At 64.5% G+C, this 14,496-nt stretch carries 17 protein-coding genes; 2 read left to right on the top strand and 15 right to left on the bottom strand.

What is annotated here, in order from left to right:
* The first annotated feature begins 1 nt into the window (after position 1).
* Complete coding sequence (locus Talka_RS08555; RefSeq protein ID WP_143890696.1) at positions 2-1,051, top strand: CDP-6-deoxy-delta-3,4-glucoseen reductase; 1,050 nt, start codon at positions 2-4, stop codon at positions 1,049-1,051.
* Here the strand turns inward: Talka_RS08555 and Talka_RS08550 are convergent.
* From Talka_RS08550 to Talka_RS08515, 8 genes are all read right to left on the bottom strand, one after another.
* Positions 1,048-2,085: a putative bifunctional diguanylate cyclase/phosphodiesterase gene (locus Talka_RS08550; RefSeq protein ID WP_185970111.1), complete on the bottom strand. Its 1,038-nt coding sequence runs from the start codon at positions 2,083-2,085 to the stop codon at positions 1,048-1,050. The two genes, Talka_RS08555 and Talka_RS08550, sit on opposite strands and share 4 nt — an antisense overlap.
* 13 nt (positions 2,086-2,098) lie before the next feature.
* Positions 2,099-3,442, bottom strand: a complete 1,344-nt coding sequence (locus Talka_RS08545) for a GGDEF domain-containing protein (RefSeq protein WP_143890694.1) — start codon at positions 3,440-3,442, stop codon at positions 2,099-2,101.
* Positions 3,439-4,263 (bottom strand): phosphate/phosphite/phosphonate ABC transporter substrate-binding protein, encoded by an 825-nt coding sequence (locus tag Talka_RS08540; protein WP_185970110.1) that lies wholly within the window; start codon positions 4,261-4,263, stop codon positions 3,439-3,441. Before Talka_RS08540 ends, Talka_RS08545 begins: the two co-directional genes overlap by 4 nt.
* 222 nt (positions 4,264-4,485) lie before the next feature.
* Entirely contained in the window at positions 4,486-5,073 is a 588-nt protein-coding gene (locus Talka_RS08535; RefSeq protein WP_246100635.1) for an SCO family protein, read from the bottom strand.
* A gap of 65 nt (positions 5,074-5,138) precedes the next feature.
* Positions 5,139-6,053 (bottom strand): heme o synthase, encoded by a 915-nt coding sequence (gene cyoE, locus Talka_RS08530; RefSeq protein WP_425472658.1) that lies wholly within the window; start codon positions 6,051-6,053, stop codon positions 5,139-5,141.
* Positions 6,054-6,058: 5 nt separating this feature from the next.
* A complete protein-coding gene (locus tag Talka_RS08525) occupies positions 6,059-7,210 on the bottom strand; it encodes a COX15/CtaA family protein (protein ID WP_185970109.1) in 1,152 nt (383 codons plus the stop codon).
* 21 nt (positions 7,211-7,231) lie between these two features.
* Complete coding sequence (locus Talka_RS08520) at positions 7,232-7,942, bottom strand: SCO family protein (protein WP_143890692.1); 711 nt, start codon at positions 7,940-7,942, stop codon at positions 7,232-7,234.
* Positions 7,887-8,618: an SURF1 family protein gene (locus tag Talka_RS08515; RefSeq protein ID WP_185970108.1), complete on the bottom strand. Its 732-nt coding sequence runs from the start codon at positions 8,616-8,618 to the stop codon at positions 7,887-7,889. The genes Talka_RS08520 and Talka_RS08515 overlap by 56 nt, the downstream gene beginning before the upstream one ends.
* A 45-nt stretch (positions 8,619-8,663) precedes the next feature.
* Between Talka_RS08515 and Talka_RS08510 the strand changes: the two genes are divergently transcribed.
* Complete coding sequence (locus tag Talka_RS08510; protein WP_143890690.1) at positions 8,664-8,888, top strand: twin transmembrane helix small protein; 225 nt, start codon at positions 8,664-8,666, stop codon at positions 8,886-8,888.
* 142 nt (positions 8,889-9,030) lie between these two features.
* Here Talka_RS08510 and Talka_RS08505 read toward each other — a convergent pair whose 3' ends face one another.
* The 7 genes from Talka_RS08505 to Talka_RS08480 all read right to left on the bottom strand — a co-directional run bounded on the left by Talka_RS08505 (position 9,031) and on the right by Talka_RS08480 (position 14,430).
* The gene (locus Talka_RS08505; protein ID WP_143890689.1) at positions 9,031-9,912 is read right to left on the bottom strand and encodes a cytochrome c oxidase subunit 3; all 882 of its coding nucleotides are present in this window, start codon (positions 9,910-9,912) and stop codon (positions 9,031-9,033) included.
* Between the two features lie 61 nt (positions 9,913-9,973).
* Positions 9,974-10,189, bottom strand: coding sequence for a DUF2970 domain-containing protein (locus Talka_RS08500; protein WP_185970107.1), 216 nt, complete (start codon positions 10,187-10,189; stop codon positions 9,974-9,976).
* Complete coding sequence (locus Talka_RS08495) at positions 10,189-10,797, bottom strand: cytochrome c oxidase assembly protein (protein WP_143890687.1); 609 nt, start codon at positions 10,795-10,797, stop codon at positions 10,189-10,191. Before Talka_RS08495 ends, Talka_RS08500 begins: the two co-directional genes overlap by 1 nt.
* 27 nt (positions 10,798-10,824) lie before the next feature.
* Complete coding sequence (locus Talka_RS12005) at positions 10,825-10,941, bottom strand: cytochrome oxidase small assembly protein (protein ID WP_221933872.1); 117 nt, start codon at positions 10,939-10,941, stop codon at positions 10,825-10,827.
* 44 nt (positions 10,942-10,985) lie between these two features.
* Positions 10,986-12,611, bottom strand: a complete 1,626-nt coding sequence (ctaD, locus tag Talka_RS08490; RefSeq protein WP_143890686.1) for a cytochrome c oxidase subunit I — start codon at positions 12,609-12,611, stop codon at positions 10,986-10,988.
* Between the two features lie 28 nt (positions 12,612-12,639).
* A complete protein-coding gene (gene coxB / locus Talka_RS08485) occupies positions 12,640-13,764 on the bottom strand; it encodes a cytochrome c oxidase subunit II (RefSeq protein ID WP_143890725.1) in 1,125 nt (374 codons plus the stop codon).
* A 177-nt stretch (positions 13,765-13,941) separates the two neighbouring features.
* Positions 13,942-14,430, bottom strand: a complete 489-nt coding sequence (locus Talka_RS08480) for a DUF2244 domain-containing protein (RefSeq protein WP_185970106.1) — start codon at positions 14,428-14,430, stop codon at positions 13,942-13,944.
* Positions 14,431-14,496 lie beyond the last annotated feature (66 nt).

Genomic DNA, 14,496 nt, shown 5'->3' with positions numbered 1-14,496 from the left:
TATGACATTCACCATCACCGTCCAACCCAGCGGCCGCACCTTCACCGCGACCGAACACGAGACCTTGCTGGCCGCCGCCATCCGCCAGGGCATTGGCCTGCCTTACGGCTGCAAGGACGGCGCCTGCGGCTCGTGCAAGTGCCGCAAGCTCGCCGGCGCTGTCACGCACGGCCCGCACCAGGCCAAGGCGCTGTCCGACGAGGAAGAGGCCGCCGGCCTGATCCTGACCTGCTGCGCCACCGCGCACAGCGACGTGGTGATCGAATCCCGCCAGGTGACGGAAGCGGGAGCCCTGCCGATCAAAAAGCTGCCGGTGCGCGTGCTGACGCTGCAGCGCGCCGCGCCGGATGTGATGATCGTGCGGCTGCAGCTGCCGGCCACGGAGCCTTTTTTGTATCGCGCCGGGCAGTATGTCGAGTTCCTGCTGCGCGACGGCAGTCGCCGCGCCTACTCGATGGCCACCGCGCCGCACGTCGTCGCCGAGCCGCCGCAGCTGGAGCTGCACATCCGCCACATGCCAGGCGGCAAGTTCACCGACCACGTCTTCGGCGGCATGAAGGAAAAGGAGATCCTGCGCATCGAGGGGCCGTTCGGCAGCTTCTTTCTGCGCGAGGATGCCGACAAACCCATCATCCTGCTGGCCTCGGGCACGGGCTTTGCGCCGATCAAAGCCATCCTGCAGCACATGCAGCACGCCGGCATCACGCGCCCGACGTGGCTTTATTGGGGCGGTCGGCGCCCGCACGACCTCTACCAAGACGAGTGGATCCGCGCGCTGGCCCGGGACATGGCCAACCTGACTTACGTGCCGGTGGTGTCGGACGCGCTGCCGCAGGATGGCTGGCAAGGGCGAACTGGGTTTGTGCACCTGGCGGTGCTGCAAGACCATCCAGATTTGTCCGGCTTTGAGGTCTATGCCTGCGGCGCGCCGGTGGTGGTGGAGTCGGCCCGCCGGGACTACGTCGCCGCGGGCTTGCCCGCCGAGGCGTTCTACGCCGATGCGTTCACCTCGGAGGCCGACAAAGCCGCCACCATGACCGCCGACGCCTAGACCGAGCCCACCAGCGGGTGGGCCAACACCCCGTGCTGCTGCAGCAAGGGTGGCAGCAGCGGCGTCGGCTTGGAGAAGTGGTAGCCTTGAAAGGCTTCCACACCCAGCTCCGCCAAGGTGCGCAAGGTGCGCTCGTCTTCGACAAATTCGGCGATCGTTGATTTGCCCAGACCGCGGGCCACGTTGACGATAGCCTGCACCAGCAGCCGGTCTTCACGGCTGTCGGCCACGTTGCGCACGAACTGACCGTCGATTTTGATGACGTCGGCAGGCAGGTGCTTCAAATACGAAAACGACGAAAAGCCAGCGCCGAAGTCGTCCAGGCAAACCCGGCAGCCGGCTGGGCGCATCACGTCGAGCAGCCGGTTGGCGTCGTGCATGTCCGAGATCGCGGTGGTTTCGGTCACCTCCAACAGCAGACGCTGCGGGGCCACGCCATGGTGCTTGAGCGTGTCCAACACAAACGTCGGGAAGCGCACCTCCGCCAGCGTGCGCCCCGAGACGTTGACCGCCACGGCCGGCAGCTCGGGGTGTTGCGCCAGCAGCCGCACGGCCGCCCCCACCACCCAGCGGTCGATTTCGACGATGCGGCCGGTTTTTTCCGCCGGCGCGATAAAGTGCAGCGGCGACACCAGCTGGCCGCTTTCGGGGTCGCGCATGCGCAGCAGCGCCTCCACGTGCGACAGCCGCCCGCATGGGCCGTGGATGCCCTGGAAGTGCAGCTCAAAAAGATCCTCCGCCAGCGCGCGCTCGATGCGCTCGCTCCAGCCCAGCCGCTCGATGGCGCTGGCGTCAATTTGACCATCGTAAAGACGCCAGCCGTTTTTGCCGGCGCTCTTGGCGTGATACATCGCCAGGTCGGCGGCGGCCACCAGCTCGGCCAACGAGCCGGCGTGGTCGGGAAACACCGCAATGCCAAGGCTGGCGGTGATGCGCAGCGAGCGGCCATCGAAGGCAAACGGCAGGCGGGCAATCGAGCGCACGATGCGCTCAGCCAGGTTTTCCAGCTCCTCGATGCGCTCCACCTCGTGCACCAGCAGCGCAAATTCATCGCCCCCCCAGCCGCGCCAGCACCTCGTTGCGGCGCACCACTGTGGACAGCTCGTTGGCCACGCGCACCAACAGCGCATCGCCCGCGCGGTGGCCAAAGTGGTCGTTGAGGTGCTTGAACTCGTCCAGGTCAAACAGCATCAGCGCGCAGCGCGACTGACGGCGGCTGGCGTCCAGCAAGGCGCGCTCCAGCGCCTCCTCAAAGCGGCGCCGGTTGTAGAGGCCGGTCAGCCCGTCGCGCTCGGCCAGGTAAATCAGTTGTTCGGCGTTGCGCCGCTCCTGCGTGACATCTTCATAGAGCCAAAGCCGCCCCAGCAGGCGTTCATCGCCGTCGCGCACCGGACGACACGCCTGCACGATGATGCGGCCATCGCTCATCGTCAGCTCGGTGGAGTCCGACACTTCCTGCGTGCCCGGCACATGCAACACCAAGCGCGAAAAGTGATCCGGCTGGGCCAGCCGCCCGCCGGAGCGGGCCAGCAAGTCACTGGCGCGCTCGCCGATCACCGGCGCTTGCGGGTCGATCATCCACATCCGCCGCAGCGCCTCGTTCAGATAAACCACGCGATCGGCGCGATCGACCAACAACACGCCGGTGCCCATCGCCTCCAGCAAGGCCACCATGCGCGCGCGCTCTTGCTGCACGGCCTCCAGCGCAGCCGCCGTCTCCTGCCGGGCCCGTTCCAGCGTTTGGATGCGCTCGGCGATCTCGCGCGCCATGGCGTTGAACGTGCGGCCCAGGCGATGCAGCTCATCGCCGTCGGCGCGCGCTGGCGCTTGCACCTGCCACTGGCCACGCGTCCAGGCTTCCGCCGCCTGGCTCAGCCGCTCGATCCGACGCGCCAGCCGGTTGGCCGCCGACAAAATCAACAAGGTAGCGGCTGTTGCGGCCAGCGTCACCCAAATCACCGCCACCCGGGCAAATTCATGCCACGCCAGGCTGGCGCGAGCGGTATCCAGCCCCAGTTGGATGCGGGCATCGCCCAGCGCCACCGTAAAGTGGCGCACCGTGGCCGGCGCCGCGTCGGTGGGGTTCAGCCGAGTGGCGTGGGCCAGCTCGCGGCCATCCACATCCTCGACCCTGAGGTAGACCACCTCGGCCACCGCCACCAGCTCGCGCGTGATTTCGTCCAGCGTCACGTAATCGCGCGCGACGATAGGCGCAGCCAGCGCCGCGCGCAGCTCCACCTCCAATGTGCGGGCGCGGCGCTGCACCTGCTCCTCGGCAAACAGGCGGCTTTCGCGCTCCAGCAACGCCACCAGCGCCAGCACCATGACGGCATGGATCAGCAGCACCACTGCCACCAGCCGCCAACGCAACGATCGAGGCCCCAACATCATGATGCCGACACCGCCAACAAACGCTTCAAATCGGCGGCAATGGGATCCAGCGCCGCCAAGTCGGTGCGCGTCACCGCTCGCAGCCCATCGTGACCCAGCCGGCGCATCGCCTCCAGCCCCTCCACGGTTTCGTTGCCAAACCGCAGCAGCGCGCGTTGCCAACGCTCCAACTCGGCCTGCCCCAGGCGACGATGCGCCATGTAAAGCAACGGCGGCGTCGGCGGCAGGCGCACCAGCACCCGAATCCGTTCGGCCTGCTCGCCGCCAATTTGCTTGAGCGCCGTCACCGAAATCACCGCCGCCGCGGCCTCCCCCCGCAACAGGACGGCCAGCGCGTTGGCGTGCGTGCCCATCGGCCGCAAATCCAGCGCCGCCCCGGGCGGCAACCCCGCTTCGGAGAAAAACCGCCGTGCCACCAGCGTCAGCGTGGCCAACGGATCCGAGGTCGTGACGACTTGCCCGCGCAGCTCGGCCACCTCGCGCAGCGGCGAACCGCGCGGCACCACCAACAGCGGCTCCAGGTCGGTTAAAGGCCGCGCCAACGGCACGTAGCCTTGCTCTTGTTCGGCCAGCCGCCCCAGCCCTGGGCTGGTGGCGATCCAGTCGTAGGCCGCGCCGGCGCAACGTTCGTGGTAGGCGTGATACGACGGCGCCGTCTCCAGCCGCACCGGGCGCGCCGCCTCGCGCTCCAGCCACGCGCGCAACGGCTCGTAGAGCTCCACCAAGCGTCGCGCGCTTAAGTAGGGCACCACGCCCAGCGTCCACGGGCGCGACGCGGCCCGCCCCTGCAGCGCGAAGCCCAGTCCCCCCAAGGCTGCCACCGTCAACCACCGCCGTCGCCGCCACCCTGGCGCGGGGTCGCAAAGCAACCCGAATTCCTCGATCCGGGCAGCTGGAGGCGCGGGGACAGCTCGCATGACAACAACCGTGAAACGTCGCGGCCAAGTGCGCGCTGCATCTTAGCGGACGTCGGCGGCATCCTTGCCCGACCGCGTCAAGCTGTTGCGTGCAGGTCACAGTGCGAGCCAGCCCGGAGGGCGGGCTTAGCCAGCGGAAGCCTCCGCCAGCAAGCGACGCACATCGCTGGCCAAACCCTGCGCCCCGCTGCCGTAGCGGTGGTAGAGTCGCAGACGGCCTTGCGTGTCATAGACGTAGCTGCCAGCCGAGTGATCCATGGTGTAGCTGGTCGGCGTGGGGCCATCCACTTTTTTGTAATACACCTTGAACGCCTTGGCCAGCTCCGGTAAGACCGAGGGGTCGGGGCGCAACGCCACAAAGCTCGGATCGAAGCTGGCCACGTAGGCGCGCATCACCGCAGGCGTATCTCGCTCGGGATCGACGGTGATGAACACCCCCTGCATACGCTGGCCATCCGCTCCCAGCAAACGCTTCGCTTCGGCCAGCTCGCCCAGCGACGTCGGACACACGTCGGGACACTGGGTGTAGCCGAAAAACACCACCACGACCTTGCCGCGAAAATCGGCCAAGGTGCGGCGTTGTCCCTCGGCGTCGGGCAAATTGAAATCCTGGGCGTAATCGGCCCCGGTTAAATCGATGCCGTGGAACGCGGGCTGATCGCGACACGCCGCCAGCCACGGCACCGCGGCCCAGGCCGACAGGCCCGCCAACAGACGGCGACGCGTGCGCAGCCAGGCGCGGGCGGCGCCAAGCGGCCCCTCCTCAGCCGGCTGTTGGCTCACAACAGACCTCCCACCAACAGGTAATGATCCACCAGCATGGCCGCAAAAAGCAGGGAGAGGTGAATCAACGAAAAACGAAACGTGCGCCGGGCTTGCGCGTCGGAATACTGACGCCACAGTCGCCAAGCATGGAGGATGAATCCGGCGTTGAGCGCCAGCGCGGCCGCCAAATAGACTTCGCCGCTCATGCGCAGCAGATACGGCAGCAGGCATGCTGCGAACAGGATCAAGGTGTAGAGCAAGATGTGCAGGCGCGTAAACGCCGAGCCGTGCGTTACCGGCAGCATCGGTAGGCCCGACTTACGATAGTCATCCATGCGATACAGCGCCAAAGCCCAAAAATGCGGCGGGGTCCACAGAAAGATGATCAAAAACAGCACCAAAGCCTCGGCGGTGACGGCGTTGGTCATCGCCGCCCAGCCGAGCACCGGCGGCATCGCGCCGGAGGCGCCGCCGATCACGATGTTTTGCGGCGTCAGGGGTTTGAGAATGACCGTGTAAATCACCGCATAGCCCACAAAAGTGGCCAGCGTCAGCCCCATTGTGAGCGGGTTGACGGCCACATACAGCAGCGCCGAGCCCGCGGTGGCCAACACCGCCGAAAACGCCAGCGCCTGCGTGCGCGAAAGTTCTCCGCGCGCGGTTGGACGCCACGCGGTGCGCCGCATGCGGGCATCGATGTGCTGCTCAATGAGGCAGTTGAACGCCGCCGCCGCCCCGGCCACCAGCCAGATGCCCAGGCACGCCAGCGCCATCGTGCGCCATTGCGCGGCGCTGGGCCAGCCGGGCACCGCCAGGACCATGCCGATCCAAGCGCAGAAAACGATCAACTGAATCACGCGCGGCTTCATCAGCGCGTAATACTGCCGCCACACCGCCGGCAGCGGCTTGGGCGCGGGCAGGCTGTCCACCCCGCTCACGCTTGGCCCTCCGCAGCCAACCGAGCAACCGTGGGGGACCCCTCCAACCCCGGGCGGCGGCGGGTTGGCTGCGCCAGCCAGCCGCTGAGCACCACCACCAGCGCCGCCGCGCCGCCGGTGTGCGCCACCGCGGCGATCAGCGGCCACTCCAACACCACGTTGGACAGCCCGGTGACCAACTGCCAAGCGCCAAGCCCCCACAGCCACCAGGCCCGCTCCCGCTGCCCGCAGCGCCACTGCCAAAGCCCTACGGCGGCCAGCGCCAGCAACACCACGTAAGCCGCCAGCCGATGCGTGTAGTGGATGGCCGTCAACGCGGCAAAGGGCAAGGCGTCGCCGCTGCCTTGCTGTCCCAGCTCGCGCCACAGCTCAAAGCCGCGCGCAAAATCCATCTGCGGCCACCACTGCCCCTGGCAGGTCGGAAAGTCGCGGCACGCCAGCACGGCGTAATTGGTGCTCACCCAGCCTCCCAGCGCGATCTGCAACGCCACCAACGCCAACAAGCCCACCAGCGCCGCGCGCAAGGCGGGCGGCGAGTCATCCCGCAACGCAGGGTCAGCCCAACGCACGTTTTGCCAGCGCAGCAGCGCCAGCAACACCATGCCGCCCAGCAAGTGCAGCGTCACGATAGCGGGAAACAACTTCATGGTCACCGTCCAGGCGCCAAACGCCCCTTGCAGGCACACCCAGGCCAGCGTCAGCCACGCCCAGACCACCGGCGTGGGACCGCGGCGACGCTCGAGGGTGCTGACCACGGCCATCACCAAGATCAACCCCCCCACCGCTGTGGCCAAATAGCGATGGATCATTTCGATCCACGCTTTGGACCACGTCACCGGGCCGGTGGGCATGGCCGCCTGCGCCGCCGCGATGTCGGCCCGCGCCCCGATCGGGCTGGCCGCGCCGTAGCAGCCCGGCCAATCTGGGCAGCCAAGGCCGGAATCGGTCAAACGGGTAAAGGCGCCAAACAAGACCAAGTCGAAAGTCAGAAACAACGTCAGCGCCGTCAGCGCGCGCAGCCTTTGCATCGGCGTGGCCCCCCGGTGACGCAACCACACCCACAACAGCGGCCCCGCCGCCAACAGCGTGCCTACCAACAACAGCCGAAAAACCGGCGTCCAATCGACCCACGTTTCCACCGCGTCCACGCTTCGCAGGCTCCTGCCCTTTTAAGGCCGACCCGGACGATCCCAGGAGCTGGACGCACGCATCAGGCGTTCCAGATCCCGCCGCATGCGGCTCGGGTCCGCCTCGGCGGGAAAACGCATCATCCAGTGCCCCAGGGGATCGACCACATACAGGTGGTCGCTGAGGCGATGGCCCTCAGCTGGTTGCAGCCACTGTGCCAGCTCGCGCTCGTCCACCCACAACACCACGGCTGGCGCCAGCGCTGCCGCCAACCGCTGCGGAAATTCACGGCTGCCGGTGCGCAGCCAGACCCAATCCATGCGGTCTTTGTCTTTGCCCAGGCTTTCACGCAGCTGGCGTTGCAGATAAAGATGTCGCTCGCACTGCGCGTCGCAGGCGCTGTCGGCCACGCTGATAAACAGCCATTGATCCCGCAGAGCCGTCAGCGGCACTGGCTTGCCTTGCGGATCCAAACCGACGATGGCCGGCAGCGGGCGCTGCGGCTCGATCAGCTCGCCGTAGTTGCGCCGACCTTCCGGCCGGATCACGTAATAAGTGACATACGATGCGATCACCGGCGAGGCGGCCACCAGCAACAGCAGCAGCATCTTCAGCCGCCCCGCGCGGGTGGCCGCAGGATCGCGCACCAAGGCCGCACTGGGCTGCGGCAGCGTGTGCACCGTCAAGGTCAGCGGCTCATCGGGCCAAGGGGATGCGCCGCCGGCGGGGGAGGAGGATTTGGAACCAGACATACAGCGCCACGATCAGGCCCGCCAGCGCAAACCACTGCACCGCGTAGCCCACATGTTTTTCGGGAGGAACCGCCACGACGGGCCAATCCCGCTGCAGCGGCACGCCATCCAGCGTGCTTTCCACCGGTTCGGTCTGCTGCACCGAAACCGGCATCAACGGCAGATTCCATTCGACCGCCGCAGCCCCAAGGTCGATATTCTGCCGAATCGGCCCCGGCGCCTCAGACCCAAGTTGCCATAGCTTCGAGGGCGGAGGCGCCAGCCGCCCCAACACCTCCACGTCTTCGCCCTCCGGGGTGGCCAGCGATGGCGCCGGACGGCGCGGATCGGTGGGCCGCGGCAGCCAGCCCCGCTGCACAACCACTGCAGTCTCCCCCTCGGGCGCGCGCAACGCCGTCAGCGCGATCCAGCCGGCTTGGCCATGGCGGGGGCGATTGTCCAGCCACACCAACGTGCCAGGAACCCAACGCCCTCGAAGCCGCACCATACGCCCATAAAACGTGTCAAGGGTGCCATCGGCCGCGGCTTCGCGTAAGGATTGCCAGTTCAGCGGCTGCGCTGATTGCTGCGCTTGTTGCTGTGCCAGCAGCGCTCGTTTGAATTCGGCCCGACGCCATTGCCAGACGCCCAGTGATGTGGTCAGCGCCACCGCCGCCAGCGCAGCCACGGTGATCACCCAACGGGAGGCTCGGATATGCATCAAGCGAGATAATGACACATCATGAAAGCCCTTGTTTGGATCGCTTTTGCGGGTATTGTGGCCAGCCTGGCCAGCGCCTTGGTGGCGATGATGCGCGGAGATTCATCCAGCGGCGACGCTCGACGCTCCAAGCGCATGGCGCGTGCGCTGACGGTGAGAATCGGGCTTTCCGTGCTGTTGTTTTTGGCGCTGCTGCTCAGTCATTGGATGGGCTGGATCCAACCCACCGGCTTGCCGTTGCGTTAGGGCAATCTCCGCAAATCCAACTTGGCGTCGCCGGCTGCGCCACACAACACCTTGCCAAACAACGAAAAAATACACCGGGCGGTTCGCACCCGACGTGACCACCGCCCGTCAAAAAAGGGAAGCTGCACGCCCCCTTTTGGGTTTACATCCAGTAAACCAGGACGTAGAGAAACAACCAGACCACATCAACAAAGTGCCAATACCAGGCTGCCCCCTCAAAGCCAAAATGGCGGTCTTTGGTGAAATGTCCCTTTTGCAGCCGCAGCGTGATCACGATCAACATCAGCATGCCGATGAACACGTGCAGGCCGTGGAAGCCAGTCAACATATAAAACGTCGAACCAAAGATGCCGGAGCTGAGCTTCAGGTTGAGCTCGGTGTAAGCATGAAAGTATTCGTAGCCCTGCACCACCAGAAACGTCGCGCCCAACAACACCGTCAGCCACATGAAGGCCACGGCTTTGCTGCGTCGATCCTCTTGCAGCGCGTGGTGCGCGATCGTCAAGGTCACGCCCGACGTCAACAGCAGCGCCGTGTTGATCGTCGGCAGCCAAAATGGTCCCACGGTTTGGAACGGCTCGACGATGCCAGCCGGCGAAGCGGTGGCGCCCGGCTGCACCGAAGGCCACACGGCTTGAAAGTCGGGCCAAATCAGCGCATTTTCGAGGTTGCCCAAAGTAGGCACCGAATGCGCCCGCGCCCACCACAGCGCCGTGAAAAACGCGCCAAAGAACATCACTTCGCTGAAGATGAACCAGCTCATGCTCCAGCGATACGACACATCGATCTTGCGGCTGTATAGCCCGGCTTCGCTCTCACGCACCGCATCACGAAACCACTGGTAGAGCACCACCAGCCACCAGGCCAAGCCCAGCGCGAGCGACCACTTGCCCCACTCCACGCCGTTGATCCATTGCCCGGCGCCCAAAATGACGAAAAACAAGCCAAAGGCGGCCAACGCCGGATGGCGCGACATGCCCGGCACATAGTAATACGGCGCGCTGCCGTGGGTGGTCGAAGCCATGCTCACTCCTTGCAAACTTTGACTTTGTCTGACGAAATCTTTTTTCCCGAACCGCAGGCCGTCACGCTGCAGCTGCAATCCGATGCACGATCACCATCAACAGCACCACAAACGCCACGGTCAGCACCACGGCTGTGGCCATCACCGCGATGGGATTGAGGCGCTGCACGTCCTGCTCAAAATCTGCGCGACGGCGCAGCCCCAAAAAACTCCACAACACCGCTTTGATGGTGGCAGACCACGAAACGGGGCGTCGATGCACTGAGGGCGGCGCCATCATGAGGCTCCTGCTTGCGGTCTGGGTGCCGCTGCCGTTGGCGGTGGGGGCATCGGCGAACCCACCTCGAAGAACGTATAAGACAGCGTGATCGTTTTCACATCCTTCGGCAACTTGGGATCGATCACAAAAGCCACGGGCCATTCGCGCTTTTCCCCCGGTGCCAGCGTGTATTGGTTGAAGCAAAAGCACTCCAATTTGTTGAAATAGTTGGCCGCCTGGCGCGGCGCGTAGCTAGGAATGGCTTGCGCGGCCATCGTGCGGTTTTGCACGTTTTGAAACTCATACATCACCGTGGCCAACTGCCCTGGGTGCACTTCCATCGAGCGCACGGCAGGCTTGAAGTGCCAAGGGCCTCGCACATTGGTGTCGAATTCGACCGTGATCGTGCGAGAGGCATCCACCTGGGTGTTGACCGGGTCGGTGCGGGTTTTGCCTGGCAGGTTGCGTTCGCCCAGCGCCAGAATGTTGATCCCAGTCGCTTCACAAATCGCGCGGTAGATTGGCACCAGCGCGTAGCCAAACGCAAACATCCCCAGCGCGACCACCACGAGTTTGCCGGTCATGCGCAAGTTCTCGGCGCGCCTGAAGCGGTTTTGAACTGCCATACCTGCCGCCTCAAACCCGGTTCTGCGCTAACGACCCAGCCAGACGATCTTGGCCACGAAGCCCAAAGCGAACGCCAGAGCCACGGAGGCCAAAATCCAAGCCAACCGCACATTTTGACGTCGCCGATCGTCGGGCTGGGTCATGGTGGCTGTCACTCCAAAACCGTTGCCTTGGTTGCCTCCTGGCCTCAGCCGATCACGCGCGTGGCGGTCGCATCGAGCTTGGGCGGCGTCTCAAAGGTGTGGTGCGGAGCTGGCGAGGGAACCTCCCACTCCAAGCCCTCGGCGCCTTCCCAAGGCTTTTGCGGCGCTTTTTGACCTTGGCCGCGCATCATTGGCAGCACCACGAAGAAGAAGAAATAGACCTGCGCCAGACCGAAAGCGAAGGCGCCGACCGAGGCAATCGCATTGAAATCCGCAAATTGCATCGGATAGTCGGCATAGCGGCGCGGCATGCCAGCCAGACCGAGGAAGTGCATCGGGAAGAAGGTGACGTTGAACGAAATCATCGACCACCAAAAGTGAATCTTGCCGCGCAGCTCGTCATACATCACACCAGTCCATTTCGGGCCCCAGTAGTAAAAACCGGCAAACATGGCAAACAGGGAACCCGCCACCAGCACGTAGTGGAAGTGCGCCACCACGTAATAGGTGTCTTGGAAGTTGATATCCAGCGGCGCCATCGACAGCATCAAACCAGTGAAGCCGCCCATGGTGAACACGAAAATGAAGCCGACGGCCCACAGCATCGGGGTCTCAAACGTCATGGATCCTTTCCACATCGTGGCGATCCAGTTGAAGATCTTCACGCCGGTCGGCACCGCGATCAGCATGGTGGCATACATGAAAAACAGCTGCCCCGTCACCGGCATGCCGGTGGTGAACATGTGGTGCGCCCAAACGATGAACGAAAGGATCGCAATCGAAGCCGTCGCATACACCATCGAGGTGTAGCCAAAGAGTTTTTTGCGGGCAAACGCCGGCACCACTTGGCTGATGATGCCAAAAGCCGGCAGAATCATGATGTAAACCTCGGGATGCCCAAAGAACCAGAAAATGTGCTGATACAGAACCGGGTCGCCGCCGCCGGCCGGATTGAAGAAGCTGGTACCAAAATGCCGATCGGTCAGCGTCATTGTGATGGCGCCAGCCAAAACCGGCATCACTGCGATCAGCAAATAGGCCGTGATCAGCCACGTCCAGGCAAACATCGGCATTTTCATCAGCGTCATGCCGGGCGCGCGCATGTTCAGAATGGTGACGATGATGTTGATCGAGCCCATAATGGAGCTGGCGCCCATGATGTGCATGGCAAAAATCGCGGCGTCCATCGACGGGCCCATCTGCAGCGTCAGCGGCGCATACAGCGTCCAGCCGGCCGCAGGCGCTCCCCCCGGCATGAAGAATGAGCCGACCAGGATCAAGGCGGCCGGCACCATCAGCCAAAAGCTGAAATTGTTCATGCGGGCAAACGCCATATCGGAGGCGCCGATTTGCAACGGCAGCATCCAGTTGGCAAAGCCCACAAACGCCGGCATGATGGCGCCAAACACCATGATGATGCCGTGCATCGTGGTGAGCTGGTTGAACAGCTCAGGGTTGACGACCTGCAAGCCCGGCTGGAACAGTTCGGCACGGATGCCCAACGCCAGCAACCCGCCGATCATCAGCATCGTGAAGCTGAACAGCAGGTAGAGCGTGCCAATATCCTTGTGATTGGTAGCAAACACCCAGCGCCGCCAACCCGTCGGCGCGTGGTGGGCGTGATCGTGGTCGTGCGCGTGCGCACCCGGATGATCCAACACTGCACTCATGGCTACACCTCGTCAAAAAACCTTGAAATCATTGGCGCGCCGCCACCACTTCCTTGGGCTGCACCACGTCGCCGGTCTGATTCGACCAGTTGTTGCGCGCAAAGGTCATCACCGCCGCCAATTCAACATCTGATAGCTGTTTCCAAGCTGGCATCGCCCCACCGCCAGCGCCATGCAGCAGCACATTCAACATCTTGCCGTGGTCGGCGTCCGTGACGATGGTCGAGCCGTCCAACGGCTTGATCGCGCCGCCGCCTTGCCCATTGGCTTGATGGCATGCGGCGCAATGGGCGGCATACACCTGTTCGCCGCGCGCTTTCAGCTCCGCCAGCGTCCACTCTTTGTTGGGGTCGTCCGCTTTAGCGGCCATGGCTTTTTTCTGCTCGGCCACCCAGCGCGAATACTCCTCTTGCGTCACCACCTTCACGTGGATCGGCATGTAGGCGTGCTCCTTGCCGCACAGCTCGGCGCATTGGCCATAGAAGTCGCCCGTTTTTTCGGCCCGGAACCACGTGTCGCGCACGAAACCCGGAATAGCGTCTTGCTTGACACCGAACGCCGGCACCATCCAGGCATGGATGACGTCGTTGGCCGTGGTGATGATGCGCACTTTTTTGCCCACCGGCACCACCAGCGGGTTGTCCACTTTCAGCAGATAGTCGTCGGTCGGCGGCACCTTGCCGCTGTCGGACATGATGCGGTGCTGCGGATCCAGAGTCGAAAGAAACTGGATCCCCTCGCCCTCACCCTTGAGGTATTCATACCCCCACTTCCACTGCATGCCCACCACTTTGATGGTGAGGTCGGCGTTGGAGGTATCTTTTTGCGCGACGATCACCTTGGTGGCCGGCAGCGCCATGCCGATTACGATCAACAGCGGCACAATCGTCCAGCCCAGTTCCACCCAGATTGGTTCCGGCAGCTCCTTGGCCTGGTGCCCCACCGATTTGCGGTGCTTGGCGATCGAGTAAAACATCACGCCAAACACAACCACGAAAATCGTCGCGCAAATGCCCAGCATGAACCAGTGCAGCCAGTGCTGCTCTTCCGCGATGCGCGTGGCCGGCGGGTGAAAATTCAACTGATTCACCGCCGGCCCCCCCGGCAAATCGTTGACCGCCGCTTGCGCCTGCCCCGCCCAGACGGCGGCCATGGCCGCCGCCGCGCTTAGGGCACCGCAGACCCGGCGCACCAGGCCCCACGGGTCCAACCGCCCGTCATGATTGGCTTGCTTCATCGTGCTCACGTCAGTGGTCCCGAATATAAGCGTTGATTTATGTCAACGCCGATTACACCAAACTTCCTCACACCCGCGCCTTCGGACTATCCCCTAGGCCGCGTCTGGGCGCGCTCCCTCTGACTGTGCCAACGCCCAGCGCAGCTCGCGAGCCAGCTGCTGCCGCAAAGCGGGCTGAATGTGCCGCCCCACGGCGACCGCTTGCGACCCTGCTCGCAGCCAGACCAGCTGGCCCGTGGCAGCCGGCGCCTCCACCCTCACCCAAGGGCGCGGCAGCTCGACGGCGCGGACCCGTCCGGCATCCCAACACCGCACGCGCAGCGCCGACTCGTTAAGTTCAAGCTCCTCCCGATCGCTGGCGTGCCGCGCCATCCAGCCGAAAGCCAGCATCACCGCGGCTAGTTCCACCGCCGCAAACGGCCACACCAGAACGGCGCCCCGCCCGATCCAAAACGCCGCCACGCCAAGCACCGCAACCACGGCAAACGCCCAGGCCGCCAACAGTTGGCGCGGCGTCAACGCTCCGTTGCGCCGCAGCTGCCAAAACCAGCCTTGCGCGCGCAGCTGGCCGAGTTGTGGCATCCCTGCTAGCGAACCTTGGTGATGTTGCACCCCTGGCTCCCGCGCCATCGGCGCAACCGCGCAAAG

The organism is Tepidimonas alkaliphilus (assembly GCF_007556595.1).
Classification (GTDB): domain Bacteria; phylum Pseudomonadota; class Gammaproteobacteria; order Burkholderiales; family Burkholderiaceae_C; genus Tepidimonas; species Tepidimonas alkaliphila.
This window is presented reverse-complemented; position numbering and strand designations above follow the sequence as displayed.